This window comes from Pseudoalteromonas sp. 2CM41L (assembly GCF_023161905.1).
Taxonomy (GTDB): Bacteria; Pseudomonadota; Gammaproteobacteria; order Enterobacterales; family Alteromonadaceae; genus Pseudoalteromonas; species Pseudoalteromonas atlantica.
Genome location: NZ_JALNTN010000008.1, coordinates 23,228 through 48,937, shown reverse-complemented (window position 1 = coordinate 48,937; position 25,710 = coordinate 23,228). Strand labels below are relative to the sequence as shown.

Below are 25,710 nucleotides of genomic sequence, written 5' to 3'. Positions count from 1 at the left end.
AAGGCCGCTTTTTTTAATCATGTTGAAAAAAATTAATAATCCTTTTTTGTTTATCAAAAGAGTTTAAATTACTGGAATGAGGCAAAGGTAATGAGTAAATATAATTTTTGTGCGGGGCCAGCTATGCTTCCACAAGCTGTTATGCAAAAAGCACAAAAAGAATTTTTAGACTGGCAAGACTTAGGTGTATCTGTGATGGAAATTAGCCATCGTAGTAAAGATTTTTTAGCGCTTACAGAAAAATGCGAAGCCAGCCTTCGTCGTTTAATGAACATTAGCGATGAATTTGAAGTGTTATTTATGCACGGTGGTGGCCGCGGTCAATTTAGTGCTGTGCCTTTAAATTTACATCAAAATGGTAAAACGGCGGTTTACTGCGAGAACGGCGTTTGGTCAAAAAGTGCCACTGACGAAGCTAATAAATTTACTCAAACCCATTCAATCAACGTTAGAAATGACGCAAACGGGCTGTTTTCTATAAAAGAAGTGGCGCAGTGGGACTTACCTGCAGATGCATCTTACATTCACTACTGCCCAAATGAAACGGTAGACGGCTTAGAGATTTTTGATGTGCCTAGTCACCCAACGGCACCTATTATTGCTGATATGTCGTCGACTATTTTGTCGCGCGAAATTGACGTAAATAAATTTGATTTAATTTATGCCGGTGCACAAAAAAATATAGGTCCATCAGGTATAGCTATTGTTATTGTTCGCAAAACATTACTTGAGCGTGAAGGTTTAGCTAAACCTGGCATTTTAGATTACGCACTTGAAGCAAAACAAGGCAGTATGTTTAATACACCGCCTACTTTTGCATGGTATTTAGCAGCTGAAGTATTTGAATGGCTAGAGCAAAACGGTGGCGTTAAGGCAATGGAAGCACAAAATATTGCTAAAGCTAAGCTGCTTTATGACTTTATTGATGAATCGCCTTTTTATACTAATAAAGTAGCGACGCATTGTCGTTCGCGTATGAATGTACCGTTTTGGTTAAACGATGAAAGCTTAAACGAAAAGTTTGTAACGCAATCTAAAGAAGCCGGCTTACTTGCACTAGAAGGGCACCGAATTGTAGGCGGTATGCGCGCAAGTATCTATAACGCAATGCCACTTGCAGGTGTGCAAGCCTTGGTTGACTTTATGGCGGCATTTGCAAAGGAGCACAGCTAATGGAACAACTTCGTTTAGAGCCTATTTCTCGTGTAAATGGCAGTGTGACCTTACCAGGGTCTAAAAGCCTATCAAACCGTATTTTATTATTAGCAGCGCTGGCTCAAGGGACTACTGTTGTAGAAAACCTGCTAGATAGCGATGATATTCGCCATATGTTGGGTGCATTAAAACTACTAGGTGTTAACGTAACGCTTAATGATGATCGCACTGTGGCAACCGTAGAAGGGGTTGGCGGTGTATTTAAAACCCCAAGTGAACCTTTATTTTTAGGCAATGCAGGTACTGCTTATCGTCCTTTAACCGCGGTACTCGCAGCTGTAGCTGGGGAGTATGAGCTTATAGGTGAGCCGCGCATGGAAGAGCGCCCAATAGGGCACTTAGTCGATGCACTACAAGCACTTGGCGGCGATATTACCTACACAAAACATAAAGACTACCCACCACTAAAAATAATTGGTGGGCAAATTAAAGGCGGTACTGTTGAAATTGATGGCAGTATTTCTAGCCAATTTTTAACAGCATTGCTAATGGCTGCCCCTTTATTTAGTGGTGATACGCAAATTACCATTAAGGGTACTTTGGTCTCTAAGCCTTACATTGATATAACGTTAGATGTAATGGCGCGTTTTGGGGTGACTGTTGAGCACAGCGACTATACAACATTTAAAGTTAAAGGCGGCCAACAATACCAATCACTAGAGCGTATTATGGTGGAGGGGGATGCATCATCAGCGTCTTACTTTGTTGCGGCAGCGGCCATTGCCGGTGGCGAAATTGAAATTAAAGGCGTGGGCGCTAAATCAGTTCAAGGTGATATTGGTTTTGCTAAAGTGATGGAACAAGTTGGCGCTGAAATAAAATGGTATGACGAGCGTTTAGTTGTTCGCAAAGGTGAATTAAAAGGTGTAGATATTGACGCTAACGCTATCCCTGATGCGGCAATGACACTTGCTACGGTTGCTTTATTTGCTAAAGGGCCTACGGCTATTCGCAATATTTATAACTGGCGTGTAAAAGAAACCGACCGTTTATATGCTATGGCAACTGAACTTCGTAAAGTGGGTGCCGAGGTTGTAGAGGGTGAAGATTTTATCGAAATTACACCACCGAGTGCATTCAATGATGTGGCTATAGATACGTATGACGATCACCGTATAGCGATGTGTTTTGCAATGGTTGCCGTAGGCGGAAAGCCTATTACAATCAACGATCCTAAGTGTACATATAAAACTTTTCCAACCTTTTTCAAGGTTTTAGCATCAGTGAGTGAGTAGGTTTTTTATAAATAATTATAAAAAGTTACACACTAAAGCGGATCTATTTGCAGAAGTGACGTATAATATCGCGGTTTTATTTAGGTGTGCATTGCAGGAGGTTTTAAATGCAGGCGTTATTAATGCCCGTAATCACCGTTGATGGCCCAAGTGGTTCAGGTAAAGGAACTGTTTGTCGCTTGTTAGCCGACAAATTGGGGTGGGATGTATTGGATAGCGGCGCAATTTACCGTGTATTATCCCTTGCCGCACTTCATCACCAAATAGCATTAGACAACGAAGAAGCGCTTGTCCCGCTTGCTGCAAACTTAGATGTGCAGTTTTTGGTTGATAGCCAAACTAATGCTGGAAAAGTTATTTTAGAAGGCGAAGATGTAACCTCGACAATTCGTAATGAAGAGGTTGGGGCAGCTGCTTCAAAAGTGGCTGCATTACCGCGTGTACGTGAAGCGTTACTTCGACGCCAGCGTGCGTTTAAAACCGAACGGGGCTTAATTGCTGATGGCCGAGATATGGGCACCGTGGTTTTTCAAGACGCACCATTAAAAATATATTTAACCGCTAGTGCACAAGAACGCGCGCGCAGACGTTATGTTGAGTTGAATGAGCGCGGCCTTGATGTTACACTAAGTGGTCTATTACAGGACATTCAAGCTCGTGATGAGCGCGATATGAATCGCACCGTTGCGCCGCTTGTTCCTGCTGATGATGCAATTGAAATAGACACAAGCGAGCTTAACGCTCAGCAAGTGTTTGATAAAGTTATAACTTTAGTAGATATTGCTATCTCACAAGGCAAGCTTCCTAAACGAAGCTAAACACATTTTATGCACCAGCAGGACGCCAGTGCTATTTTAACAACCCCATGCAGCATGGTTGCTTATTGGTATTAATATATGAGACGTATATTCGTATGTCAGAAAATTTTGCGCAGTTATTTGAAGAAAGCTTAAAGGGTTTTGAAGCAGAGCAAGGCTCTATTGTTAAAGGTACAGTAATCTCTATCGAGAATAACATTGTACTTGTAGATGCTGGTCTTAAATCAGAAAGTGCTATCCCTGCAGAGCAGTTCAAAAATGCTGCTGGTGAACTAGAAGTTGCTGTAGGCGACGAAGTAGATGTTGCACTAGATGCAATCGAAGACGGTTTCGGTGAAACTATCCTTTCTCGTGAGAAAGCGAAGCGTCACGAAGCGTGGATCCGTCTTGAGAAAGCATGTGAAGAGCAAGAGACTGTTACTGGTGTTATCAACGGTAAAGTTAAAGGCGGTTTCACAGTTGAAGTTGATTCAATCCGTGCTTTCCTACCTGGTTCACTTGTTGATGTTCGTCCAGTACGTGACACAACTCACCTTGAAGGTAAAGAGCTTGAATTTAAAGTAATCAAGCTTGACCAAAAACGTAACAACGTTGTTGTTTCACGTCGTGCAGTTATCGAATCTGAAAACTCACAAGAACGTGAAGAGCTTCTTGCTAACCTTGTTGAAGGTCAAGAAGTTAAAGGTATCGTTAAGAACCTTACTGACTACGGTGCATTCGTTGACCTTGGTGGTGTTGATGGTCTACTACACATCACTGATATGGCGTGGAAGCGTGTTAAGCACCCTTCAGAAATCGTTAATGTTGGCGACGAAATCGCAGTTAAAGTTCTTAAATTCGACAAAGATAAAACTCGTGTATCTCTAGGCCTTAAACAGCTTGGCGAAGATCCATGGGCAGCTATCGCTGGTCGTTACCCAGAAGGTTCTAAGCTTTCTGGTCGTGTAACTAACCTTACTGATTACGGTTGCTTCGTAGAAATCGAAGAAGGCGTTGAAGGTCTAGTTCACGTTTCTGAAATGGATTGGACTAACAAGAACATCCACCCTTCAAAAGTTGTTTCACTAGGTGACACTGTTGAAGTTATGGTTCTTGAAATCGACGAAGAACGTCGTCGTATTTCTCTTGGTCTTAAGCAATGTATTGCTAATCCTTGGCAGGAATTTGCTCGTCTACAAAACAAAGGCGACCAAGTTACTGGTAAGATCAAATCAATCACTGACTTCGGTATCTTTATCGGTCTTGACGGTGGTATTGATGGTCTTGTACACCTTTCAGACATTTCCTGGAACACGCCTGGCGAAGAAGCTGTACGTGAATTCAAGAAAGGCGACGAAATCACTGCTATCGTATTGCAAGTTGACCCAGAGCGTGAACGTATCTCTCTAGGTGTTAAGCAAATCGAAGCTGACCCGTTCAATAACTACCTTGATGCAAACAAAAAAGGTGCTATTGTTAAAGGTAAAGTGACTGAAGTTGATGCGAAAGGCGCAACTGTAGAGCTTATCGAAGGCGTTGAAGGTTACATCCGTGTAGCTGATATCGCTCAAGAGCGCGTTGAAGATGCAACAACTGTTGCTTCTGTAGGCGACGAAATCGAAGCTAAATACGTTGGCGTTGATCGTAAGAACCGCACTTTAAGCTTATCTGTTAAAGCTCTTTTCGAAGCAGAAGAGAAAGAAGTACTAGAGAAGCTTAAGAAAGAAGAGCCAGTGTTTGAAAACGCAATGGCAGCTGCTTTCGCAAATGCACAAAAAGACTAATTACTAATTAGTTTTTAATTGGAAGGGCAGTTTTGCCCTTCCACTATTCTCTTTAAGGAAACGCTATGACTAAGTCAGAACTGATAGAAACACTTGCCGAACAGCACGCACACGTTCCAGTGAAAGATGTTGAAAATGCAGTAAAAGAAATTCTTGAACAAATGGCCGGCTCATTATCTACTTCAGATCGTATTGAGATCAGAGGTTTTGGTAGTTTCTCTTTGCATTACCGCGCTCCTCGCACAGGTCGTAATCCTAAGACTGGCGATACAGTAGAGCTTGATGGTAAGCATGTACCTCATTTTAAACCAGGCAAAGAATTACGCGACCGCGTAAACGAGAGTATTGCCTAGTTAACCAGTTGGAGTAGTTACTTGTTTAAGGTATTAAAAATTATTCTGGTTGTACTATGCCTATTTTGCGCATTTTTATTGGGTTCTCAAAATCCACAATTAGTACAAATCAATTATATTATTGCCAGTAATACCTTGCCACTCGCTGTAATAATAAGTATCTGCTTTATACTGGGTGTAATAATAGGGTGTTTTATTAGCTTTAAATTGTTTTCTAAATTAAAGTGGCAAAATTACCGCTTAAAAAAACAATTAGCGCCAGAAAAAAATAATAGTAAGCTTATTGCTAATAAAGACACCTAATCATGATTGAGCTTTTGTTTTTACTACTGCCTGTTGCTGCCGGTTATGGCTGGATTATGGGCAAAAATAGTGCAAAAAACCAAGCTCATCAACTCAATCGCCAAATCACTTCAGAATACAGTAAAGGCTTAAAGTTTTTACTAGACAGAGAAGAAGATCAGGGCTTAGAGCATCTAATAAACCTATTAGAAGTGGCTGCTGACTCTGTTGACCACTACTCAACCCTTGCTACTATGTTTCGCCGAAGAGGTGAGCTTGACCGCGCAATAAAAATTCATGAACTCCTTTTAAAACACCCAAGTTTAAATGAACAACAAGCCGCAGCTAGCCGTCTAGAATTAGCCGAAGATTATATTATGGCCGGCTTATTAGACGGTGCAGAAGAGCATTTAGTGTGGCTTGTTAAAGCTGGGCATGAACAAGCACTTGACCCAATTATTACTTTATACTCGCAAACTCGAGAGTGGGAAAAGGGCATTAATATGTTCGAAGCCCACAGTGAGTTATTTGTTAAAGAGCAGCATTTTAAAGCAATTGCTAATTTTTACAGCGAAGCTGCTCTAAGCGAAAATAAACCGCAATTAATGAACAAAGCCATTAGCTTAAATTACAAAGCGGTTCGCCCTTTATACGAATTAGGGTTATCGGCGTACACAAGTGAAGACTACGTAAAAGCAATTTACTATTGGCGTGAACTCGTTTGCCAATTTACGTTATTTGCGCCTTTGTTTATTGATCAGCTTGCACATAGTTATAAGCAGTTAAATTTAACACATCAGTTTCATGATTTATTATGTGACTTGCTCGATAAAGGTGGGGTGCTAATAAAAATAAAACATTGCCAAGCACTGTTAGAGCAAGGAAATACTAAACAGGCATTTGATTTTTTAACCGACAGCTTAAAACGTCAGCCTACAATTCGAGGTTTTAGCTTTTTACTACAGCTAATGGGTGATAAAAATCCAAATACCAAAGAAGTACTTGATGAAATTGATAAGCTAGTTACGTCGTATATAGCTACAAAACCAGACTTTCAATGCCAACATTGTGGTTTTACAAGCCACACTATTTATTGGAACTGCCCATCTTGTAAACATTGGGAAACCATTGTGCCAAGTAGAGGCCTAGACGGATTTTAATAACCCCCAACTATTTATAACTTTACTGCCATTCATTAGGATAGTTATGTCTTTAGAAGATACAAAAAAAGTTCTTATTGCCCTAGATTACGATTCACAAGACGCGGCTCTTAATTTTGTAAAAAAACTCTCACCAGATACGTGTCGCTTAAAAGTAGGTAAAGAAATGTTTACTTATTTTGGCCCTGCATTCGTTAAACAGTTAATCGATTTAGGCTTTGACGTATTTTTAGATTTAAAATTTCATGATATCCCTAATACAGTGGCAAAAGCGGTCACCGCAGCGGCTAATATGGGCGTTTGGATGGTAAACGTTCATGCATCAGGTGGGTTTGAAATGATGAATAAGGCAAAGCAGGCACTTGAAAAGTTTGGTGATAAAGCACCTTTATTAATAGCAGTGACAGTGCTAACCAGCATGGACGAAGCTGAACTAAAGCGTTTGGGTGTTGAAAAATCAGCGCAAGAACAAGTTATTCATTTAGCTAAATTAACAAAAGAAGCAGGGCTTGATGGCGTAGTATGTTCTGCCCAAGAAGCGAAAGCGCTAAAAGCACAATTAGGTAGCGAGTTTAAGCTAGTTACTCCAGGCATTCGCCCTGCTGGTAGTGATGTGGGTGACCAAAAACGCATTATGACACCTAAGCAAGCTATTGAAGCGGGTAGCGATTACTTAGTGATTGGAAGACCAATCACACAATCGTCAGATCCGGTACAAACTTTAACTGATGTTAATAAATCACTAGTTTAAGTTAACAAAAAGCAATTATTTAGTGCTAAAGCCCTTTTATGAATACATTTTTATGCTACATTAGTACTAAGAATGCAGTAAGGGGTTTATTTTGAAGTTAATTTTTGGATCTATTTTAATTGTTGTTGCAGGTTTTTCAGTAAATAAATATGTTTTTTCTAGTAAAGCTTATGATGGAGTAGCGACGATTACTGACTTAGTCGCAAATTACCCTGTCGATTTATTTGAATTTAAGCAAACCATGCATGGCTACGCACACCACTTATGCTATAAAAATGAAGACCGCTTAACGCGCCAAAACGTAACTACGTCAGATTGCATTTCAAATCACGACGACAAACAAAGTGAATGTGAAAATAAAGTATTTAGGTTGGCGCCACTAAGCTTGGAAACCAAAGCTGAGATACTTGATTATTCAAAGCAATATACAGAATGTACGTTGCCGTATAAGCGTATTATGGGCTAATGCCTATTAGTAATTCCCTAATTATTTTTCAGGGGTAAACCTAGTGTTAGCTTTGTTTAAAAATTTCATTTACGCGAAGGTGAGGGCAGAGAATAGGGCAATATAAGTACCATTAGCGATAATAGCTAAATAACGTTTTTTATTCATCAAAACGTTATATGACCTTTGAACAATCATTTAATTAAACTATTTAGAAAAGATTTAACTATAAGCGCCAACATAATGTTAGCGCTTATAAAAAGTGTACAACTATTTTAAGCGGATAGATTTGGCTTCTATGTCTATCAAGCCTTGCTTAAATAAACCACCAATAGCTTTTTTGTAGTTAGCTTTACTGGTTGAAAATACTTTTTTGATAAGCTCAGGCTCAGATTTATCACCAATGGCTAGTATGCCGCCTTCGTTTTTAAGCTTTTCCATTATTTTATCGCCAAGTTCACTTACTTTACCCATGCCTGGCTTTTCAAGTATAACGTCGATTTTTCCGTCTTCTCGTACTTTTTGAACAAACCCTTTAAGCTTTTGCCCTACAAATAAGTTTTTAAATACCATGTTGTAAAACACAACACCAAAGTGAGACTCTTCAATAAGCACTTTGTAGCCAATATCTGTTTTACCAGCAACAATTAAATCAACTTCTTGAAGATGAGTGTACTTAGGCTCATCTTTTGATAAAAAGCGATTAAAGTTGCTTGATGCACAAATACGTTGGCTCGCATTATCTAAATATAAGCGAACTAAGTAAGAATGACCTTCTTGCATACGTGGTTTTTGCTCGTTAAATGGAGCTAAAACATCTTTCTCTAGTCCCCAATCTAAAAAAGCGCCAATGCTATTTATTTCTTTAACACGAAGCAGTGCGTATTCACCTACTTGGGCATGGGGTTTTTTTACTGTTGCTGTAGGTAAATTGGCGTTATCTAAAAAGATAAAAACGCTTATGCTATCGCCAGCTTCAAGTGCATCTTTAATTTCGTGTTTTGGTAAAAACACTTCCCCTAAATCGTGGCCATCAAGGTAAGCACCTTCATTGCTCACTTCTTTTACAAATAAGGTTTGTGTTGTTCCTAGGTAACTCATAATTATTCCTGCTCAGGCTTTTTTTTACGGCGCATTGGTGAATTGCCATCAATGTTCATTGGGGCTTTTATAGGTGCAGCTGGTTTTTTAGGTTTTGCCTTGCGTTTAACTTGCGGCTTTTTGACCTGTGCAACTTTTTTAGTTTTTACAGCGGCTGTTGCTGGCTTTTTCTCTTTTATACCTTTAAATTTAGCTTTAAGGCCATCAACGCTTGCAAAAGCCAGCTCGTCGTTCAAAAACGACTTAATTGCTAAGTAGCTTGCCCAGTCTTTAGGGCCTACTAGCGATAATGCATTACCTTTAAATCCGGCGCGGCCTGTACGACCTATACGGTGTACATACTCTTCAGCGTGTTTTGGTAAATCAAAATTGATTACGTGCGTTACACTTAATAAGTCCAATCCTCGCGAAGCGACATCAGTGGTGATCAAAATTTTAAAGTTTTCGCGGCTAAACGAGTCCATGATCTCAAGGCGTTTGCTCTGTGTTAAATCGCCAGCTAAAGCCACCGATTTAAAACCTTTTGCATTTAATGCTTCACTTAAACGGCTGGTATCGGCACGGGTTGCTGTAAATATAATACATTGGCCAACATCATCTTGTTTTAAAAAATGCTCAAGTAACGCTTCTTTATGATCAAGGTGATCGGCTAAATAGAGTGTTTGTTTAATATCACTGTGTTGCTCGTTAGCGGCGCTCAGTGTAATTTGTTTTGGCTTTTTTAATAAATTACGCGATAGGGCATCTACTTGAGCGTGATCTAGTGTCGCTGAAAACAACAATGTTTGGCGCAAGCGGTGATTAGCTTGCTCGTTAATCATTTTCAGCTGTTCAGTAAAACCTAAGTCTAAAATACGGTCGGCTTCATCAAAAATTAATAGCTCTAACCCACTTAATTGTAATGAGCGTTTTGTGATGTGATCGGCCAAACGCCCTGGGGTTGCCACAACAAAGTGCGGGTCGTTACGAAGGGCTTTAATTTGATCGTTAAAGTTCTCGCCACCGAGTATTTTTACAGCTTTAATGTTTGTGCCCGCAATTAATAAACGCAATTGCGTAAATACTTGCGTTGCAAGCTCACGGGTTGGTGCAACAATGAGGACACGTGGATCGCGTTTACTGAGCGCTTTTTGTTTCATAACTCGCTGAACAGCAGGTAATAAAAACGCTAATGTTTTGCCCGACCCAGTTTTAGACTGAGCAAAAATGTCATGCCCTGCAAGTGCGGTAGGCACTGCATGTGCTTGAATATCTGTGGGCTGGGTGATCCCTTGATGTGCTAATTGTGTTTCAAGGCGAGTATCAATCCCAAGATCAGTAAAGTGCAAAGTCGTGTTCTCCAATGTGCAACTTAAATTAATGGCCGCATTATAGCTTACACAAGGGTTATGCCGACAGTAAAAACCATTCTAACGCGCTATTTTTTGCAATTAATTATAAAAAGCGTAAAATACGCGCCCCATATGCGCCGGATTTACGATTCGGTAAACGCCACTTAAGGCTATCAAAGCAAAATAGGAAGTAAAATGACTGCTGTTCATAAAGATGATGTAACAAACGAGCACTTTGTAGTGTGTGCAATGTACAAATTTGTAGGTTTGCCAAATTTTGAAGCGCTACGTAAACCTCTTTTAGATGTGATGGAAGCAAACGAAGTACGCGGTACTTTATTGCTTGCTGCTGAAGGTATTAACGGTACTGTATCGGCTAAGCGCGAAGGAATAGATAACTTACTTGCGTGGTTAGACACACAAGAAAACCTAAAAGACATAGTGACTAAAGAATCATTCGATGATGAATGCCCGTTTTACCGCACTAAAGTAAAGCTAAAAAACGAAATCGTTACTATGGGCGTTGAAGGGGTTGACCCACTAAAAGTAGTGGGAAGCTATGTTAAGCCTAAAGAGTGGAATGCATTAATATCAGACCCTGAAGTGATTTTGATTGATACACGTAACGATTACGAAATTGAAATTGGCACTTTTCAAAATGCAGTCGATCCTAATACCAAAACTTTCCGAGAGTTCCCTCAGTGGGCTAAAGAGAATTTAGACCCAGAAAAACACAAAAAAGTTGCCATGTTTTGTACCGGTGGTATTCGCTGCGAAAAATCAACGGCTTACATGAAAGAGCAAGGGTTTGATGAAGTTTACCACCTTGAAGGCGGTATTTTAAAATACCTAGAAGAAGTGCCAAAAGAAGAAACAATGTGGGAAGGCGAGTGTTTTGTTTTTGATAATCGTGTAGCAGTAAATCATGATTTACAAAAAGGCTCTTACGATCAATGTCATGCGTGTCGTATGCCGATTACAGAAGAAGAAAAGCAAAAGCCAGAATACATGGAAGGTGTTTCGTGTCATCACTGTATCGACAATGTAACCGATGAGCAACGTGCTCGTTTTGCTGAGCGTCAAAAGCAAATAGAATTAGCACAAGCACGTGGTGAAGGGCACATTGGTAATGAAGCGCAAGCGGTTTTACAACAACGTAAAGAAGCTAAAAAAGCACAAAAAGAAGCCCAGCGCGGTAAATAATCTTTAACTACCTATTATCTACATAGCCCAGTTTATATTGGGCTTTTTTATTTATATAGCCACTTTTTAGTTTAACCCTGCCTGCATTTGGATAAATGCTTAGTCATTAGGCGCCTTTTTCAAAAATTAATTGGTATTACCAATTTAATTTCATCTTATAGTTTTGCTAATTTATCGTTCTATCCTACCTATTGATCAATCAGCTGTTAGACTTCGTAAGGTAATGGAAATAATAATTAATTAAGGTGTTACTTTGAAATCGCAAAACTTTTTAATCGGTGTGCTTAGTTCGCTGCTGTTTTTCAGCGTTCCTGCAATGAGCGCGAACGTTGTTGTACAAAAAATTGCCCTAGAAAGTGCAAAACAACAAGTGCAAGCGGTAGGAAATACAGAGGCAATTCATTCGGTTGTAATGTACCCCGCAGTAGGCGATAGAGTAACCGGCGTTTTTTTTAAGCCAGGTGATAAAGTAAAAAAAGGCGATACTTTACTCGAACTTGATTCTCGTAGGCAAAAAGCAGCGCTTGGTGAGGCTAAAATTAAACTTGCCGACACCCAGCGAATACTAAAACGATTAGAACAAAGTCAGGCCAAAGGCGCAGTGCCTAAAAGCGATGTTGATGATGCTAAAACCGTTGTAGAACTTGCCAAAGTCACCCTCATACAGGCCCAAACTGAGCTTGAAGACAGAAAAGTAATTGCGCCGATAAATGGCATTATGGGTTTAACAGATGTTGAGGTAGGCGATAGAATAACCGAGCAAACGCCCATTGCCACAATAGATGACACAACAAGCCTGTACATAAATTTTAACGCACCGGAGTCGGCTATCAGTATGCTGCGTAATAAAAGCAGCTTAACGGTGTTTCCTTGGAAATCAGACACTGCCATTAACGCTGATATTGCCTATTTAGACTCACGCGTAGACCCACAAACTCGTACTTTACGTGTTAAAGCCAGGCTAAATAATGAAAAACAACAATTTTTACCTGGTATGAGCTTTAGAGTACATATTGAAGTGTTAGGCGAGCGTTTTGCTGCAGTTCCTGAGGCTGCATTACTGTGGGGGGCAACAGGCCCGTATGTATGGATCAGCGTTGATAAAAAAGCCACACGTGTTGATGTAAAAATAGAGCAGCGCTTGGCGGGGCGATTATTGGTTTCTGGGCCGTTAAATAAAGGCGATACTTTAGTAATTGAAGGGGTACAACGCTTACGTGCAGGCCAAGAGCTAAGCTTTAATTTACCCGCGCAAGATACGCAGGAGTAGGTATGAAACAGCAACCTATGATGCAAGACTTACCCTCAATGGCGATTCGCCGCCCAGTACTTATTGTGGTGCTTAACTTATTAATTATTATTGCAGGTATTGCCGCTATTGCGGGTGTTGAAGTAAGAGAGCTTCCTGATGTAGATAGACCACGTATTACGGTTTCGGCGCCATTTCCTGGTGGCTCGCCTGAGACCGTTGATACCGAAGTAACCAGCAAATTAGAAGGCGCAGTAGCGCGTGTAAGTGGCGTTAAATCAATACGTGCACAAAGTGAAGAGGGAAATGCACGTATTGTGGTCGAATTTAGACCAGGCATAAATTTAGATGACGCCGCGAATGAAACGCGTGAGTCTGTTGCACGTGTAGAGCGAGACCTTCCAGAGGAAGTCGAGCGTGTTTCTATTATTAAAGCCGACAACGACGCCGAAGCAGTTGTATCTCTGACTGTTTCAAGTGAAAATTTATCGCTTGAAGCACTTACCGAGCGCGTAAATGTTGACTTAGCGCCGCAATTTTTAACTATTCCGGGTGTCGCAGATGTACGCTTAAACGGTGATAGAGAACGCGTATTAAGAGTACGAATTGACCCGCTAAAACTAAGTAGCTTTAATTTAACAGTGCCCGATGTAGCACAAGTGCTTAGCCAAGCACCGTTTGATGTGCCAGCAGGGAGTTTAAAGTCAAACGATCAGCAAATTATTGTACGTGCCGATGCAACCTCTATTACTCCAGAACAAGTTGGCGATATTATAATACAAGGCGATACCCGAATTAGTGATATTGCAGCTGTGTATTTTGGCCCTGCCGATCCGCGCTCTATGGTAAGGCTAAACGGTAAGCCCGTTATTGGTATGGAAATTATTCGACAAGCACAATCAAATACAATTGAAATATCAGATGAAGTGCTAAAGCTTATTACAAGTATGCAAACACGCTTTCCAGAAATGGAATTTACACTTACCTCCGATGACGCACAATTTATAAGAAGCTCAGTAGATGAAGTAATTTACTCTTTATTACTTACAGTATTGTTAGTGGTTGTCACTTTGTGGGTATTTATTGGCTCTTGGCGCGCCACTTTAGTGCCTGCTTTTGCTATTCCTGTTGCCTTAATAGGGTCTTTAGCACTTATATGGGCACTGGGTTTTTCAATAAATATTTTAACCTTGTTGGCGCTTGTATTAGCCACAGGCTTAATTGTTGATGATGCCATAGTAGTAAGTGAAAATATTCAGCGCCAGCGGGGGCTAGGTTTAGGGCGTCGGGCAGCTGCTGTAATAGGCACGCGCGAGGTATTTTTTGCTGTTGTAGCAACCACGGCTGTACTTGCTGCTGTATTTATACCTATTGCGTTTTTACCCTCTACTGCCGGTCGCTTATTTAGAGAGTTTGGTGGAGTACTTGCCGGTGCGGTAATTATATCAAGCTTTGTGGCACTTTCATTAGTGCCTGCTCTTACCTCCAAATTAAAGTTAAAGCAGGGCGGTTTTCACCCATTTGCTAAACTAGGCCATTGGTTGGGTGGTATTTATACAAAAACAATTCATAAAGTGCTTAACCATGCATGGCTTACATTTGCGCTCTGTTTATTGGTTGCAGCAGGCTCAGGGGCGTTGTACGCCAGTTTAGACAGCGAGCTTTTGCCCACAGAAGACCGAGGAAAAATTCGTATATTTGCACGTGGCCCAGATGGTGTAGGACTAAACTTTATGGATAGGCAAGCGATAAAAATGGAAGATATTTTACTTCCGTTTGTCGATAGCGGCGAAATTGAGTCAATTTATACTGTGGTAGGCCAATGGGACCCTAATATTGTGTTTATTACTGTGCCATTAAAGCATTGGGATGAGCGCCATTTTAGCCAACAAGAAATTATTAATAAGATACGCCAGCCACTTGGCGATATTCCAGGAGCACCAGCTTACCCAGGTGGGGCTAATAGTTTAAATCTACGTGGTCAAGGGGGAGGCGTTGAAATCGCGCTGCTTGGGCAAGATTATTTGCAAATATTTAAAGCGGCTCAGCAGTTTTCTGCGGCATTAGAAAAAGCCGTTCCTGAGGTGGCACCTGTGCGTATTTCTTATCAGCCATCGCAACCACAACTAAGAGTAAATATAGACAGACGCCGTGCACAAGAGCTCGGTGTATCGCTAGACGACATTGCCATAACCTTGCGCGCAGCAATAAATGGCGACGACGTAGAAGATTTAAACATTGGCGATCAGTCTGTGCCAATTATGCTCCAAGCGCAAAACCAAACCATAAACAGTCCAAGTGATTTGGCTAATTTATATATCAGAGCGGGTAATGGCAGTTTAGTACCATTAAGTAGTGTGGCCTATATTTCTGAAGAGGGGGTGGCTGCAGAGCTTGAACGTCATGCCCAGCGCCGCTCAATAGAGCTCAGTATGGAGTTGCCAGAATCGTTAACCATTGCTGCTTTAGTAGAGCAAATAAAAACGGTGTCTGAGCAATCGTTAGAGCCAGGTATTGCACTAGCGTTTAAAGGCGAAGCGCTTACGTATGAAGAAACATCTAGCGAAGTACTTGTAACTTATGTACTTGCTTTTTTAATTGTATTTTTAGTATTGGCTGCTCAATTTGAAAATGTAAATAGTGCCATTGTGGTTATGATAACCGTTCCCTTTGGTATTACCTCGGCCATATTAGCGCTTTATTTAACCGGCACGTCGTTAAATATTTACTCTCAAATTGGTTTAGTGATGCTGATAGGCTTAATCGCTAAAAACGCAATTTTGCTTGTTGAATTTGCAGACCAATTACGCGATCAAGGTTTAACGGTCAGAAAAGCCGTCGAGCAAGCTGCGCTGGTACGTTTACGCCCAATTACGATGACCCTTATATCTACTCTACTTGGAGCATTGCCGTTAATTCTCTCTACAGGCGCAGGGGCTGAGGCCCGAAATGCAATTGGCTGGGTGGTGTTTGGCGGATTAGCACTTGCGGTGTTGTTTACGCTTTATCTTACTCCGGTAATTTACTTAGGCTTAGCACGCTTTACCACGCCAAGGGGGGATGAATCTAAGCAGCTCGCACAAGAGCTTGAAAAAATCTAACCTTAAAGCCATGCCCAGCAACGTTTTTAAATTAAAAGTGTACTGGGCATGGTTATGGCTTGATTGGCACTACTTGTTTGTTAAGATAGCCACTTAAGCATATACATGCCTTTTTGTGTGGCCACAAGGAATCCCCAATGCAAGCCGAACAAGTTGAAATTGCGCAGTTTTTAGCGCAGCACCCGCCATTTGATGACTTACCGACAAACGCTTTAAACGAGCTTGCGCAACAAGTTGAGGTAGCTTACTACCGCTCGCAAACTGATATTTTAACGTTAGGCCAAGACATCGCTGATTTATTTATAATTCGCAGTGGCTCTGTAGAAATTTATCGTCGTAATAACGAGCTTTATAACCGCTTAGATGTGGGCGGTATTTTTGGCCAAATGGGCTTGTTGATGAATCGTAAAGTGCGCTTTCCTGCAAAGGCACTCGAAGACACCCTAGTGTATTGTATTAACTTTACCCTGTTTAACCGTTTTTGTGACGAGTTTGACGGCTTTGCTGATTATTTTGAAGCCGATGGCAATGTACGCCTTCGCCAAGCGTTAGTTGAGCAAGCCGACAGCAACGATTTAACAACCGCCAAAGTTAAGTCGCTCATTCACCGCGATGTGGTAACGCTAAGTACGCAAACCACCATACAAGATGTTGCTAAAGTAATGACAGAAGAAGCGGTTTCTTCTGTGTTAGTTACCGATTTAGACAAACCAATAAGCGACGACCCAGAAGAAGACGATGGGCAAATTGTAGGCATTATTACCGACCGCGATATACGCACAAAAGTGGTAGCCGAAGGCCTAGGGCTTGATGTTACCGCAGATAAAATTATGTCGACTAATCTTGTACTGCTTGATTCAAATGCTTATGTATTTGAAGCCGTTCTTGCTATGCTGCGCGACAACTTGCACCACTTACCTGTGGTACAAAAGCGCCGACCTATTGGGGTTATTTCACTATCCGATATTTTAAGGTACGAGTCGCAAAGTAGTTTACTCTTGGTACGCGGTATTTTAGCGCAGCAAACCATTGAAGATTTAGCACATTACGCGCGCCAGCTGCCCAATGTATTTGTACGTATGGTAAACGAAGATGCTAATTCACATATGATTGGTACGGCAATGGCGGTAATAGGGCGTACTTTTAAACAGCGCTTATTAGTACTGGCTGAAGAAAAATATGGCCCGCCGCCAGTACCTTACTGTTTTATAGCGTTAGGCTCTATGGCGCGAGATGAACAACTTATTGTAACAGATCAAGATAACGCGCTTATTTTGGATGACAATTACGATGATGAAAAACACAACGAGTACTTTCAAAATATTTCTGATTTTGTGTGTGATGGCTTAGCGCAATGTGGTTATACCTATTGCAGCGGCGAAATTATGGCCTCGTTCAAAAAATGGCGTAAAACACGCTCGCAATGGTTTGATCAATTCTCACAGTGGATAGCCTTACCTAAACCACAAGCCCTACTTAACAGCTCAATATTTTTTGATTTAGATGGGGTGTGGGGTAAAACAAAATGGGCCGACGAGCTTAAAATTTTTATTGCTAAGCAAAGTAAACAAAACCGTGTGTTTTTAGCAAATATGGCTGCCAATGCCCGAAACCGCACACCGCCACTTGGGTTTTTTAAAGGCTTTGTGCTTGAACATAACGGCCAGCATAAGCGCTCAATGAACTTAAAACGCAGAGGCACCGCACCGCTTTCTGATGTGATAAGAGTGCATGCACTGGCGATAGGCTCTCGTAAGCAAAATTCGTTTGAACGCCTTGAAGATATTATTGAGTCGCGACTGTTACCTGAAGGTAAAGCACAGGATTTACGTGACGCGTTAGAATACATTGCCATGATGCGAATTCGCCATCAAGCATGGCAAATAGAGCAAGAAGAAGAGCCCGATAACGACATAGACCCGCATTTGCTTTCGCCGTTTGAGCAACGCAATTTAAAAGAGGCGTTTGCCATACTCGAAAAAGCACAAAGCTACTTAAAGTTTAGTTACTCAGCCAATGCAGGTGTTAAGTAACGAATGGCTAAGCAATCGTATTTTGACTGGCAGGCTCATTATAAAACACTGGCTAAAAACGCTAAAAATGAGCATTTAAAGGCGTTTTATCAGCACGCTTATGGTGATACGCACACGCCCATAAAAGACATTTCGTTTGTGGCTCTTGATTTTGAGACAACCGGTCTAAATAGTGAGGTGGACGATATAGTCAGTATTGGCTTAGTCCCTTTTACAATGCAAAGAGTATATTGCACACATGCTAAGCATTGGGTAGTACAGCCTCGTAAAAGCTTAAGTGAGGATTCGATTGTTATTCATGGTATTACGCATTCAGAAGTGGATGATGCTCCCGATTTAACCTCTCGACTAGGGCCGCTACTTAATGCACTTAGTGGTAAAGTCGTGGTGGTGCATTATGCAGCGATAGAGCGGCACTTTTTAAACAATGCATTACTTGCGAGAATTAACGAAGGGATCCAGTTTGCATTAGTCGATACCATGGAAATTGAGCAACGAGCGTTGCGCGCCCGCCAAGGCTTAATAGGGCGTTTGTTTAATCAAAAGGTAGGCTCACTTAGACTCACAGATTGTCGCAGTCGATACTCTTTACCTGCCTATCATAATCACAATGCGCTAACTGATGCATTAGCCACAGCAGAGCTGTTGATTGCGCAGCTGCAATACCATTACCGCGATGATACGCCACTGGCTGAATTACTAAGTTAAATTTATTTTTAAATTTTAGCGAATGCAATACAGGTTTAAACTTATTAACCAAAGTTTAGCTTAGCCAATAAAAACGCCGCATATTATGCGGCGTTTTTTAGTTTACTGGCAAGTGACTAATTATTTAACAGCGCGAGGCTCAGTACGTAATCCTAATAATAGGCTTACACACATTAGTAGTAACACTAAAGTAAACGGAAGACCTGTTGAAACAGCACCCGCTTGTAATGCTTGAATCGCCTCTGTACCGCCAATCCATAATAGAGCAGCAGCAATAGAGCCTTCAACCGTAGCCCAAAAGATCCGTTGTGGTACTGGCGCATCCACTTTACCGCCTGCTGTAATTGAGTCGATAACTAATGAACCCGAGTCAGAAGAGGTAATGAAAAACACTAATACTAAAACCACAGCTAGGAACGAAAGCACGCTCGACATAGGCAGTTCGTCTAGCATTTGGAACATCGCCATAGGTACATCGGTTAAACCGTTTACGCCTAAGCTACCTACACCTTGAACAACTTGGTCTATTGCAATGCCGCCGTAAATAGACATCCATAAAATAGTAACCGCAGTAGGAATTAATAATACAGCGATTAAAAACTCTCTAATTGTACGACCACGAGAAACACGCGCAATAAACATACCTACAAACGGTGACCACGAAATCCACCATGCCCAGTAAAATACAGTCCAACCGTGCATCCATGTTTCGTCTTCTCGGCCATGTGGGTTGCTCAGTGGAATAATATTTTCAACATAACCCATAACCGTATTTGGTACGTTACCGATTGCCACAGCAAAGCCAACTAAACCAACAAACAGGAGTAAGGCAAATGCAATGAGCATGTTTATATTACTAAGAACCTTTACGCCGCCATCAATGCCGCGTACTACTGAGATAATAGCTAGTAAGGTAACGCCAATAATAACCAATAATTGTGCGCCTACGCCGCCATCAGTACCAAATACATGATTAATACCTGCAGAAGCCTGCTGTGCGCCTAAACCTAACGAGGTTGCAAGGCCAAACAAAGTGGCAAGTACGGCAAGAATATCAATAATATGACCAGGCCAGCCCCAAGCTCTGTCGCCTAATAGTGGATAAAAAATTGAACGGATTGATAAAGGAAGACCTTTATTATAAGTAAAAAACGCAAGTGAGAGCGCTACAACGGCATAAATAGCCCACGGGTGAAGACCCCAGTGAAACATGGTTGCACCCATTGCCACTTTTGCAGCCTCTGGCGTATTTGCGGTTACATTAAGTGGGGTTTCGTACCAGCCGGTAAAGTAAGCTACAGGCTCAGCAACACCCCAAAACATTAACCCAATACCCATACCTGCGGCAAATAACATAGCAAGCCATGACATACGCGAGTGCGTTGGTTTAGCACCTTCTCCACCTAAACGAATATTACCATAGGGCGATACAATTAATGCCAAACAAAATATAACAAAGAAGTTTGCTGCCCACATAAAAAACGCATCAAAGTTATTTATTATATCGAGCTTAATACCATCAAGCGTTGCTTTGGCTGTTTGCGCATCCGAAACGAGAATGGCGACTAAAAAGATGACAATCAAACCGGCACTAATACCAAAAACAGGATTATGTATATCAAATCCCCATTTTTGCACGTTATCTTGACCTACGGTGTAGTCCGTATTATCAATACTATACTTGTCATGATTTTCGCTCATGAATACCTCTTATGTTGTCCTAACAAGCCAGAGAGTTCCGGCATAACACTAAGTTAATTAGCCACACAGTAAGTTGCATTATTTACAATAAAACTTATTTGAGGACTAACTAAATTAATCGCTGATCATACCCTTAATAGTGTATGAGTTAAATCGTAAATGTAAAACTATTTGGTTATATATGCCTGATTACTTAGCGCTAAAAGCTATTTATCACTAAAAAGATAAGCTATTGTTAATTCAGTGAGTGTTAAAAATTAGTTTGTTATTAAACTAAAATTAAAGCAGCGCCACCAAACTCGTTTAGTCGTTAATACATTAGTCTACGTTTTAAATGGGTAGAGGGTTCGATTTAATCATTATGTAACATGCATAAAGGTAAAATCTGGGGTAGGCTTTATTTAATCGCAAAGAGTGAAAAGGACTAACTTTAATATGCTAAACACGAAAACGAATGAAGCGCACAGTACTGAAAAAATACACGCTCAATTTCAGTCAATTCGCCAACATAGTCTTACACTTATAAAAAACCTCAGCGCAGAAGATTGCCAACTACAAGCAATGGATGATGCAAGCCCAATGAAATGGCACTTAGCTCACACCACGTGGTTTTTTGAAACATTTTTACTTGCTAAGTATCTGCCTAACTACACGCTCTTTGATGAACAATTTAAGGTGCTTTTTAACTCCTACTATAACGGCATAGGTGAGCAGTTTAAGCGTGCTAATAGAGGATGTTTATCTCGCCCCAGTTTAGAGGTGGTGTTGCGCTACAGAGCCTATGTTGATAATGCGCTAAACGAGCTGCTTCAATTAGGCATTAACCAAACACTGTGCAATATTATAGAACTTGGGCTGAATCATGAGCAGCAACATCAAGAGCTCATGCTAATGGATATTAAATATAATTTTTCGGTTAATCCAAGCTTTCCTGCCTACAGCCAAACCCCAAATAACTTAATAAAGGTGAGTGATTCGTTAGGCACTTTAAAATATACCGAATTTAGCCAAAGCATAACCAATATAGGGGCTGATGCTAAAAACGGCTTTTCGTACGATAACGAACAACCTAAACATCAGGCCCTTATCCATGCGTTTAGTTTTGCTAATCGATTAGTGACTAATAGAGAGTACTTACAATTTATAGAGGCGGGCGGGTATAAAAACCCTTCATTTTGGTTAAGTGATGGCTGGGCTAATATAAACACCGAGCAACTTAGTCACCCTTTATACTGGCAGTATATTGACGGGCAGTGGTTTGAATTTACTCTCTACGGACTGCAGCCTTTAAATTTAGATGCGCCAGTGAGCCATGTAAGTTATTTTGAAGCGGCAGCCTATGCTAATTTTGTAAATGCGCGCCTACCTACTGAGTTTGAATGGGAGTATGTAGCGCAGCAGCAAGCACTTAAGCAACAGCACAACGATTTGCTTACGCCAAGTGTATGTAAAAACCCAGATGATATCTCGCAGTTAAGCGATACATGTTGGCAGTGGACTAATAGCGCCTATTTACCTTACCCAGGCTTTAAACCCTTTAGCGGAGCCGCAGGGGAATACAATGGTAAATTTATGAATAACCAAATGGTTTTGCGTGGCGGATGCGTGTTTACCCCAAAAGATCATTTAAGACAGACCTACCGTAACTTTTTTTATCCGCACCAAGCGTGGATGTGCAGCGGCATTAGACTAGCAAAGGACATACTATGAGCCAAGTAACAGCAATTAATCAGCAATCAATAACCGATCTAGACTTTTTAAATGATGTATTACATGGACTTGCTCAACAGCAAAAGTCGCTGCCGTGTAAGTATTTTTACGATGATAAAGGGGCGGCTTTATTCGAGCAAATAACCTCATTGCAAGAGTACTATGTTACCCGCACTGAACTTGCCATATTAGAAGATTACTCAAAAGCTATCGCTAATAAACTGCCTGAGAACCTATCAATTATTGAGCCTGGCTGTGGCTCGGGTAAAAAGGTCGCGTATTTACTCGCCCATATGAGCAATGTAAAAACCTTTATTCCTTTTGAAATATCATCAGAGATGCTTAATTACTCGTTAGCGCATTTATCACCGTTATTTCCGGAGCTGGCCATTACGCCATTGCTAGGTGATTTTACCCATAGCCAAATGGTTAAGCAGTTAACAAAAGACACCGCCTTAGACAGCCAAGCAAATTTAGTTTATTTTCCAGGCTCTACACTGGGTAACTTTGCGCCAGTAAAAGCCATTGAAATAATGAATAATTTCCACCGTTTATGCGGTGTTGATGGCTATGTATTAATAGGTATTGATTTAGTAAAAGAGCGACAAGTGTTACTTGATGCTTACGATGACAAAGCCGGCATTACCGCCGCCTTTAATAAAAACTTGCTCCAGCGTATAAATAACGAATTAAATGGCACGTTTATTTTAGATAATTTTAAACACGAATCGCGATTTAACGAAGTGCACAGCCGCATTGAAATGCATTTAGTGAGCAAGTGTAATCAAAGCGTGGTCATTAACGATAAGCAAATAGACTTTGTAGCGGGAGAGAGCATTCACACTGAAAACTCGCACAAATATACGCTTGAGTCGTTTAAAAATCTTGCTGCTCAAGCTAATTTATCTCTTGAACAAACATGGCAAGACGAGAAAAGCTACTTTGCACTTTGCCTACTAAGGCCAATGTAATAGCTTAACTTACAACTACCTGATTGCTGCTAAACGTATAGTTTAGCAGCGCCCCTTTTGGTGACTGCTGCATAAGGGTTACTTTATTTAAACCATATAGTCTAAAAATAAGTGGTGCAATAACCGACACGGCAGAGCCTGTAGCAGTATCTTCATTTACCCCAAATTGAGGCGCAAAATACCTAAAATACGCGCTTGCGCTGGTTTTATTAATACTATGTGTTTGCAATGCAATTACCGCATTGTTATGCACATTTACTAAATGTGTAAAATTAACCTCTAAATGCTTTAAATCAGCCATGCTTTTAAACAGTACAACGGTATAGCCATTTTTATAAGCTGTTGAGTAAATAGCTTTTATAGAGTGCGAAAACACATCACTAAGGCTGTTAACCTCATCACTCTTTTTTAAATTAATAGCCGCTAGCTGAAGTTGTACCCGGCCTGTAGCTCGCTTGATTTTAAACCGTTCTTTATCGTTTGAAATAAAGTGTGAAGGGCAAAAACCAAAGTGTGCTAATAAACATTTTGCAGCAGCAAGGGTGCCATGGCCGCAGCGCTTAATTTCAGATGTTTGGTTAAACCAGCGAATGTTACATACACGGTGAGAAATTTCATTTTCATTTAAAAAAACGCTAGCAGGGTGCTGCGAATTTGATGCAATTTTTTGCATTACACGCGTACTTAACCCTTGCGTATAAATAACAATTAACGCACTTGAACCGGCCAAGTTATGCTGTGAACTAGAAAATACAGGAACTGAATAAAGGTGCTTTATATATCGCAACCTAAGCTGTTGTAGCCTACGTTGCGATAAAATGGCGCGTTTAGCCTTTGCTTGCATACGCGTCGTTGTGAACGCCAGCTGCACGGCCTGAAGGATCAGCATTATTTTGAAATGATGCATCCCATGCAAGTGCTTCAGGGGTTGAACACGCGACCGACTTACCATGTGGTACACATTTAGCCGATGCATCACCTGGGAAGTGTGATTCAAAAATAGAGCGATAGTAATACGCTTCTTTAGAATCTGGCGTGTTAATAGGGTATTTAAACTTAGCGTTAGCAAGCTCTTGGTCGCTTACTTGCTCGTTTACAAACTCTTTTAACGTGTCTATCCAGCTGTAGCCAACACCGTCTGAGAATTGCTCTTTTTGACGCCACAGTACTTCTTCAGGAAGGTAGCCATCGAAGCCTTCGCGTAAAATGTGCTTTTCAATTTTGTCATCTTTACACATTTTTGCTTCAGGGTTGATACGCATAGCCACATCAACAAACTCTTTATCAAGAAACGGTACGCGCGCTTCTACGCCCCATGCAGCCATTGACTTATTGGCACGTAAACAGTCAAACATATGCAGCTTTGACACTTTACGGTTTAGCTCTTCATGAAACTCTTGTGCGTTTGGCGCTTTATGGAAGTATAAATAGCCACCAAATAGTTCATCAGCGCCTTCGCCTGATAATACCATTTTAATACCCATAGCTTTAATTTGGCGCGCCATTAAATACATTGGCGTTGAGGCACGGATGGTGGTTACATCGTACGTTTCAATGTGGTAAATAACCTCACGAAGCGCATCAATACCTTCTTGAATGGTAAAGTGAATAGGGTGATGTACTGTGCCAATCATATCCGCTACTTTTTGCGCAGCGGCTAAATCAGGTGAACCCTCAAGCCCAACAGAAAATGAATGCAGCTTAGGCCACCATGCGTCGCTTTCATCGTTATCTTCAATACGTTTAGCAGCAAAACGTTGCGTAATAGCCGAAATAACCGACGAGTCTAAACCGCCCGATAGCAATACACCATACGGTACATCACACATTAGCTGGCGTTTTACAGCGCTTTCTAGCGCTTCTTTTACGTCTTGCGCTTGTGCGCTGTTATCTTTAACTGCATCAAAGGTTTCCCAATCGCGCTTATAATAAGGCGTTAGTTCACCATTTTTGCTGTATAGGTAGTGCCCTGGTGGAAACTCTTCAATGTGCTTACAAATTGGTGAAAGCGCTTTAAGCTCTGAGGCAACATAAAAATTACCATGCTCATCGTGACCAGTATAAAGCGGAATAATACCAATATGATCGCGGCCAATTAAGTACGCATCGTTTTCTTCATCGTATAAACAAAATGCAAAAATACCATTTAAGTCATCTAAAAACTCAGGCCCTTTTTGTTTGTATAACGCTAAAATAACTTCACAGTCTGATTGAGTCTGAAACTCAAAATCAACCTCTAACTCTGCTGCCAGCTCTTTGTGGTTATAAATTTCGCCGTTAACCGCTAAAATATTTGTTTTTTCAGGGTTGTATAATGGTTGTGCGCCGCTTGATACACCAACAATGGCTAAGCGTTCATGCACTAAAATCGCTTTTTCAGATGAATACACACCAGACCAATCTGGGCCACGGTGCCTTAGTAGTTTTGACATTTCAATTGCTTGGGTACGCAACTGAGTGGCGTTAGATTTAATATCTAATACACCAAAAATTGAACACATAGTAACTCCTCATTCCTATTATGTGTGCAGCAGGGCAACTTTGCTGTGCTGCGAAACCTTGTTTTATCAGAAATAATTA

The 25,710-nt window shown here is 40.9% G+C and carries 21 protein-coding genes; 16 read left to right on the top strand and 5 right to left on the bottom strand.

The genetic code is table 11. The annotated features are described in order from the left end of the window. Positions 1–90: 90 nt before the first annotated feature. The 9 genes from serC (at position 91) to MTF64_RS11280 (ending at position 8,043) form a co-directional block, all read left to right on the top strand. Positions 91–1,173, top strand: a complete 1,083-nt coding sequence (gene serC / locus MTF64_RS11320; RefSeq protein ID WP_248451431.1) for a 3-phosphoserine/phosphohydroxythreonine transaminase — start codon at positions 91–93, stop codon at positions 1,171–1,173. After that, positions 1,173–2,450, top strand: coding sequence for a 3-phosphoshikimate 1-carboxyvinyltransferase (gene aroA / locus MTF64_RS11315; RefSeq protein WP_004587869.1), 1,278 nt, complete (start codon positions 1,173–1,175; stop codon positions 2,448–2,450). Before serC ends, aroA begins: the two co-directional genes overlap by 1 nt. 107 nt (positions 2,451–2,557) lie before the next feature. Further along, positions 2,558–3,268, top strand: coding sequence for a (d)CMP kinase (cmk, locus tag MTF64_RS11310; protein WP_004587870.1), 711 nt, complete (start codon positions 2,558–2,560; stop codon positions 3,266–3,268). Between the two features lie 95 nt (positions 3,269–3,363). Beyond that, entirely contained in the window at positions 3,364–5,031 is a 1,668-nt protein-coding gene (gene rpsA / locus MTF64_RS11305) for a 30S ribosomal protein S1 (protein ID WP_004587871.1), read from the top strand. A 65-nt stretch (positions 5,032–5,096) separates the two neighbouring features. Next, a complete protein-coding gene (gene ihfB / locus MTF64_RS11300) occupies positions 5,097–5,384 on the top strand; it encodes an integration host factor subunit beta (protein WP_004587872.1) in 288 nt (95 codons plus the stop codon). 21 nt (positions 5,385–5,405) lie between these two features. Continuing rightward, positions 5,406–5,687: a LapA family protein gene (locus MTF64_RS11295; protein WP_004587873.1), complete on the top strand. Its 282-nt coding sequence runs from the start codon at positions 5,406–5,408 to the stop codon at positions 5,685–5,687. A gap of 2 nt (positions 5,688–5,689) precedes the next feature. After that, positions 5,690–6,826, top strand: coding sequence for a lipopolysaccharide assembly protein LapB (gene lapB, locus MTF64_RS11290; RefSeq protein ID WP_054982456.1), 1,137 nt, complete (start codon positions 5,690–5,692; stop codon positions 6,824–6,826). Positions 6,827–6,872: 46 nt separating this feature from the next. Beyond that, positions 6,873–7,577, top strand: a complete 705-nt coding sequence (pyrF, locus tag MTF64_RS11285; protein ID WP_024034097.1) for an orotidine-5'-phosphate decarboxylase — start codon at positions 6,873–6,875, stop codon at positions 7,575–7,577. Between the two features lie 91 nt (positions 7,578–7,668). After that, positions 7,669–8,043, top strand: coding sequence for a hypothetical protein (locus MTF64_RS11280; protein WP_248451429.1), 375 nt, complete (start codon positions 7,669–7,671; stop codon positions 8,041–8,043). A gap of 249 nt (positions 8,044–8,292) precedes the next feature. On the opposite strand, the gene MTF64_RS11275 is transcribed toward MTF64_RS11280, so the two are convergent. Together MTF64_RS11275 and MTF64_RS11270 are read right to left on the bottom strand one after the other, a co-directional pair. After that, on the bottom strand, positions 8,293–9,123 hold the full coding sequence (locus MTF64_RS11275) for a S1-like domain-containing RNA-binding protein (RefSeq protein ID WP_248451426.1): 831 nt from the start codon (positions 9,121–9,123) through the stop codon (positions 8,293–8,295). Between the two features lie 2 nt (positions 9,124–9,125). After that, positions 9,126–10,451, bottom strand: coding sequence for a DEAD/DEAH box helicase (locus MTF64_RS11270; protein ID WP_248442449.1), 1,326 nt, complete (start codon positions 10,449–10,451; stop codon positions 9,126–9,128). Between the two features lie 198 nt (positions 10,452–10,649). Between MTF64_RS11270 and MTF64_RS11265 the strand changes: the two genes are divergently transcribed. The 5 genes from MTF64_RS11265 (at position 10,650) to MTF64_RS11245 (ending at position 18,748) form a co-directional block, all read left to right on the top strand. Further along, a complete protein-coding gene (locus MTF64_RS11265) occupies positions 10,650–11,657 on the top strand; it encodes a rhodanese-related sulfurtransferase (protein ID WP_138685112.1) in 1,008 nt (335 codons plus the stop codon). Positions 11,658–11,910: 253 nt separating this feature from the next. After that, positions 11,911–12,927 carry an efflux RND transporter periplasmic adaptor subunit gene (locus MTF64_RS11260; RefSeq protein WP_248451424.1) on the top strand — a complete coding sequence of 339 codons (1,017 nt, stop codon included), beginning with the start codon at positions 11,911–11,913 and terminating at the stop codon, positions 12,925–12,927. A 2-nt stretch (positions 12,928–12,929) separates the two neighbouring features. Continuing rightward, the gene (locus MTF64_RS11255; RefSeq protein WP_248451421.1) at positions 12,930–16,007 is read left to right on the top strand and encodes an efflux RND transporter permease subunit; all 3,078 of its coding nucleotides are present in this window, start codon (positions 12,930–12,932) and stop codon (positions 16,005–16,007) included. Positions 16,008–16,144: 137 nt separating this feature from the next. Beyond that, positions 16,145–18,040 carry a DUF294 nucleotidyltransferase-like domain-containing protein gene (locus MTF64_RS11250; protein ID WP_004587882.1) on the top strand — a complete coding sequence of 632 codons (1,896 nt, stop codon included), beginning with the start codon at positions 16,145–16,147 and terminating at the stop codon, positions 18,038–18,040. Positions 18,041–18,043: 3 nt separating this feature from the next. Then, on the top strand, positions 18,044–18,748 hold the full coding sequence (locus MTF64_RS11245; RefSeq protein WP_248451420.1) for a 3'-5' exonuclease: 705 nt from the start codon (positions 18,044–18,046) through the stop codon (positions 18,746–18,748). Between the two features lie 120 nt (positions 18,749–18,868). Here the strand turns inward: MTF64_RS11245 and MTF64_RS11240 are convergent, their stop codons facing one another. Beyond that, entirely contained in the window at positions 18,869–20,449 is a 1,581-nt protein-coding gene (locus MTF64_RS11240) for a BCCT family transporter (RefSeq protein ID WP_004587884.1), read from the bottom strand. Positions 20,450–20,884: 435 nt separating this feature from the next. Here MTF64_RS11240 and egtB point away from each other — a divergent pair, with 435 nt between their 5' ends. Both egtB and egtD read left to right on the top strand, forming a co-directional pair. Then, a complete protein-coding gene (gene egtB / locus MTF64_RS11235; RefSeq protein WP_248451419.1) occupies positions 20,885–22,159 on the top strand; it encodes an ergothioneine biosynthesis protein EgtB in 1,275 nt (424 codons plus the stop codon). Beyond that, a complete protein-coding gene (gene egtD, locus MTF64_RS11230) occupies positions 22,156–23,130 on the top strand; it encodes an L-histidine N(alpha)-methyltransferase (RefSeq protein WP_248451417.1) in 975 nt (324 codons plus the stop codon). The genes egtB and egtD overlap by 4 nt, the downstream gene beginning before the upstream one ends. Before the next feature lie 4 nt (positions 23,131–23,134). On the opposite strand, the gene MTF64_RS11225 is transcribed toward egtD, so the two are convergent. Next, entirely contained in the window at positions 23,135–23,974 is an 840-nt protein-coding gene (locus MTF64_RS11225; RefSeq protein ID WP_248451415.1) for a PhzF family phenazine biosynthesis protein, read from the bottom strand. Beyond that, a complete protein-coding gene (gene asnB, locus MTF64_RS11220) occupies positions 23,958–25,631 on the bottom strand; it encodes an asparagine synthase B (protein WP_064385433.1) in 1,674 nt (557 codons plus the stop codon). Before asnB ends, MTF64_RS11225 begins: the two co-directional genes overlap by 17 nt. Positions 25,632–25,710 lie beyond the last annotated feature (79 nt).

What these genes read in the sequence shown, in the direction of transcription:
- serC (WP_248451431.1), top strand. Translation starts at nt 91, where the DNA reads ATGAGTAAATATAATTTTTGTGCGGGGCCAGCTATGCTTCCACAAGCT.
- aroA (WP_004587869.1), top strand. Translation starts at nt 1,173, where the DNA reads ATGGAACAACTTCGTTTAGAGCCTATTTCTCGTGTAAATGGCAGTGTG.
- cmk (WP_004587870.1), top strand. Translation starts at nt 2,558, where the DNA reads ATGCAGGCGTTATTAATGCCCGTAATCACCGTTGATGGCCCAAGTGGT.
- rpsA (WP_004587871.1), top strand. Translation starts at nt 3,364, where the DNA reads ATGTCAGAAAATTTTGCGCAGTTATTTGAAGAAAGCTTAAAGGGTTTT.
- ihfB (WP_004587872.1), top strand. Translation starts at nt 5,097, where the DNA reads ATGACTAAGTCAGAACTGATAGAAACACTTGCCGAACAGCACGCACAC.
- lapB (WP_054982456.1), top strand. Translation starts at nt 5,690, where the DNA reads ATGATTGAGCTTTTGTTTTTACTACTGCCTGTTGCTGCCGGTTATGGC.
- pyrF (WP_024034097.1), top strand. Translation starts at nt 6,873, where the DNA reads ATGTCTTTAGAAGATACAAAAAAAGTTCTTATTGCCCTAGATTACGAT.
- MTF64_RS11275 (WP_248451426.1), bottom strand. Translation starts at nt 9,123, where the DNA reads ATGAGTTACCTAGGAACAACACAAACCTTATTTGTAAAAGAAGTGAGC.
- MTF64_RS11265 (WP_138685112.1), top strand. Translation starts at nt 10,650, where the DNA reads ATGACTGCTGTTCATAAAGATGATGTAACAAACGAGCACTTTGTAGTG.
- MTF64_RS11255 (WP_248451421.1), top strand. Translation starts at nt 12,930, where the DNA reads ATGAAACAGCAACCTATGATGCAAGACTTACCCTCAATGGCGATTCGC.
- MTF64_RS11250 (WP_004587882.1), top strand. Translation starts at nt 16,145, where the DNA reads ATGCAAGCCGAACAAGTTGAAATTGCGCAGTTTTTAGCGCAGCACCCG.
- MTF64_RS11245 (WP_248451420.1), top strand. Translation starts at nt 18,044, where the DNA reads ATGGCTAAGCAATCGTATTTTGACTGGCAGGCTCATTATAAAACACTG.
- MTF64_RS11240 (WP_004587884.1), bottom strand. Translation starts at nt 20,449, where the DNA reads ATGAGCGAAAATCATGACAAGTATAGTATTGATAATACGGACTACACC.
- egtB (WP_248451419.1), top strand. Translation starts at nt 20,885, where the DNA reads ATGCTAAACACGAAAACGAATGAAGCGCACAGTACTGAAAAAATACAC.
- egtD (WP_248451417.1), top strand. Translation starts at nt 22,156, where the DNA reads ATGAGCCAAGTAACAGCAATTAATCAGCAATCAATAACCGATCTAGAC.
- MTF64_RS11225 (WP_248451415.1), bottom strand. Translation starts at nt 23,974, where the DNA reads ATGCAAGCAAAGGCTAAACGCGCCATTTTATCGCAACGTAGGCTACAA.
- asnB (WP_064385433.1), bottom strand. Translation starts at nt 25,631, where the DNA reads ATGTGTTCAATTTTTGGTGTATTAGATATTAAATCTAACGCCACTCAG.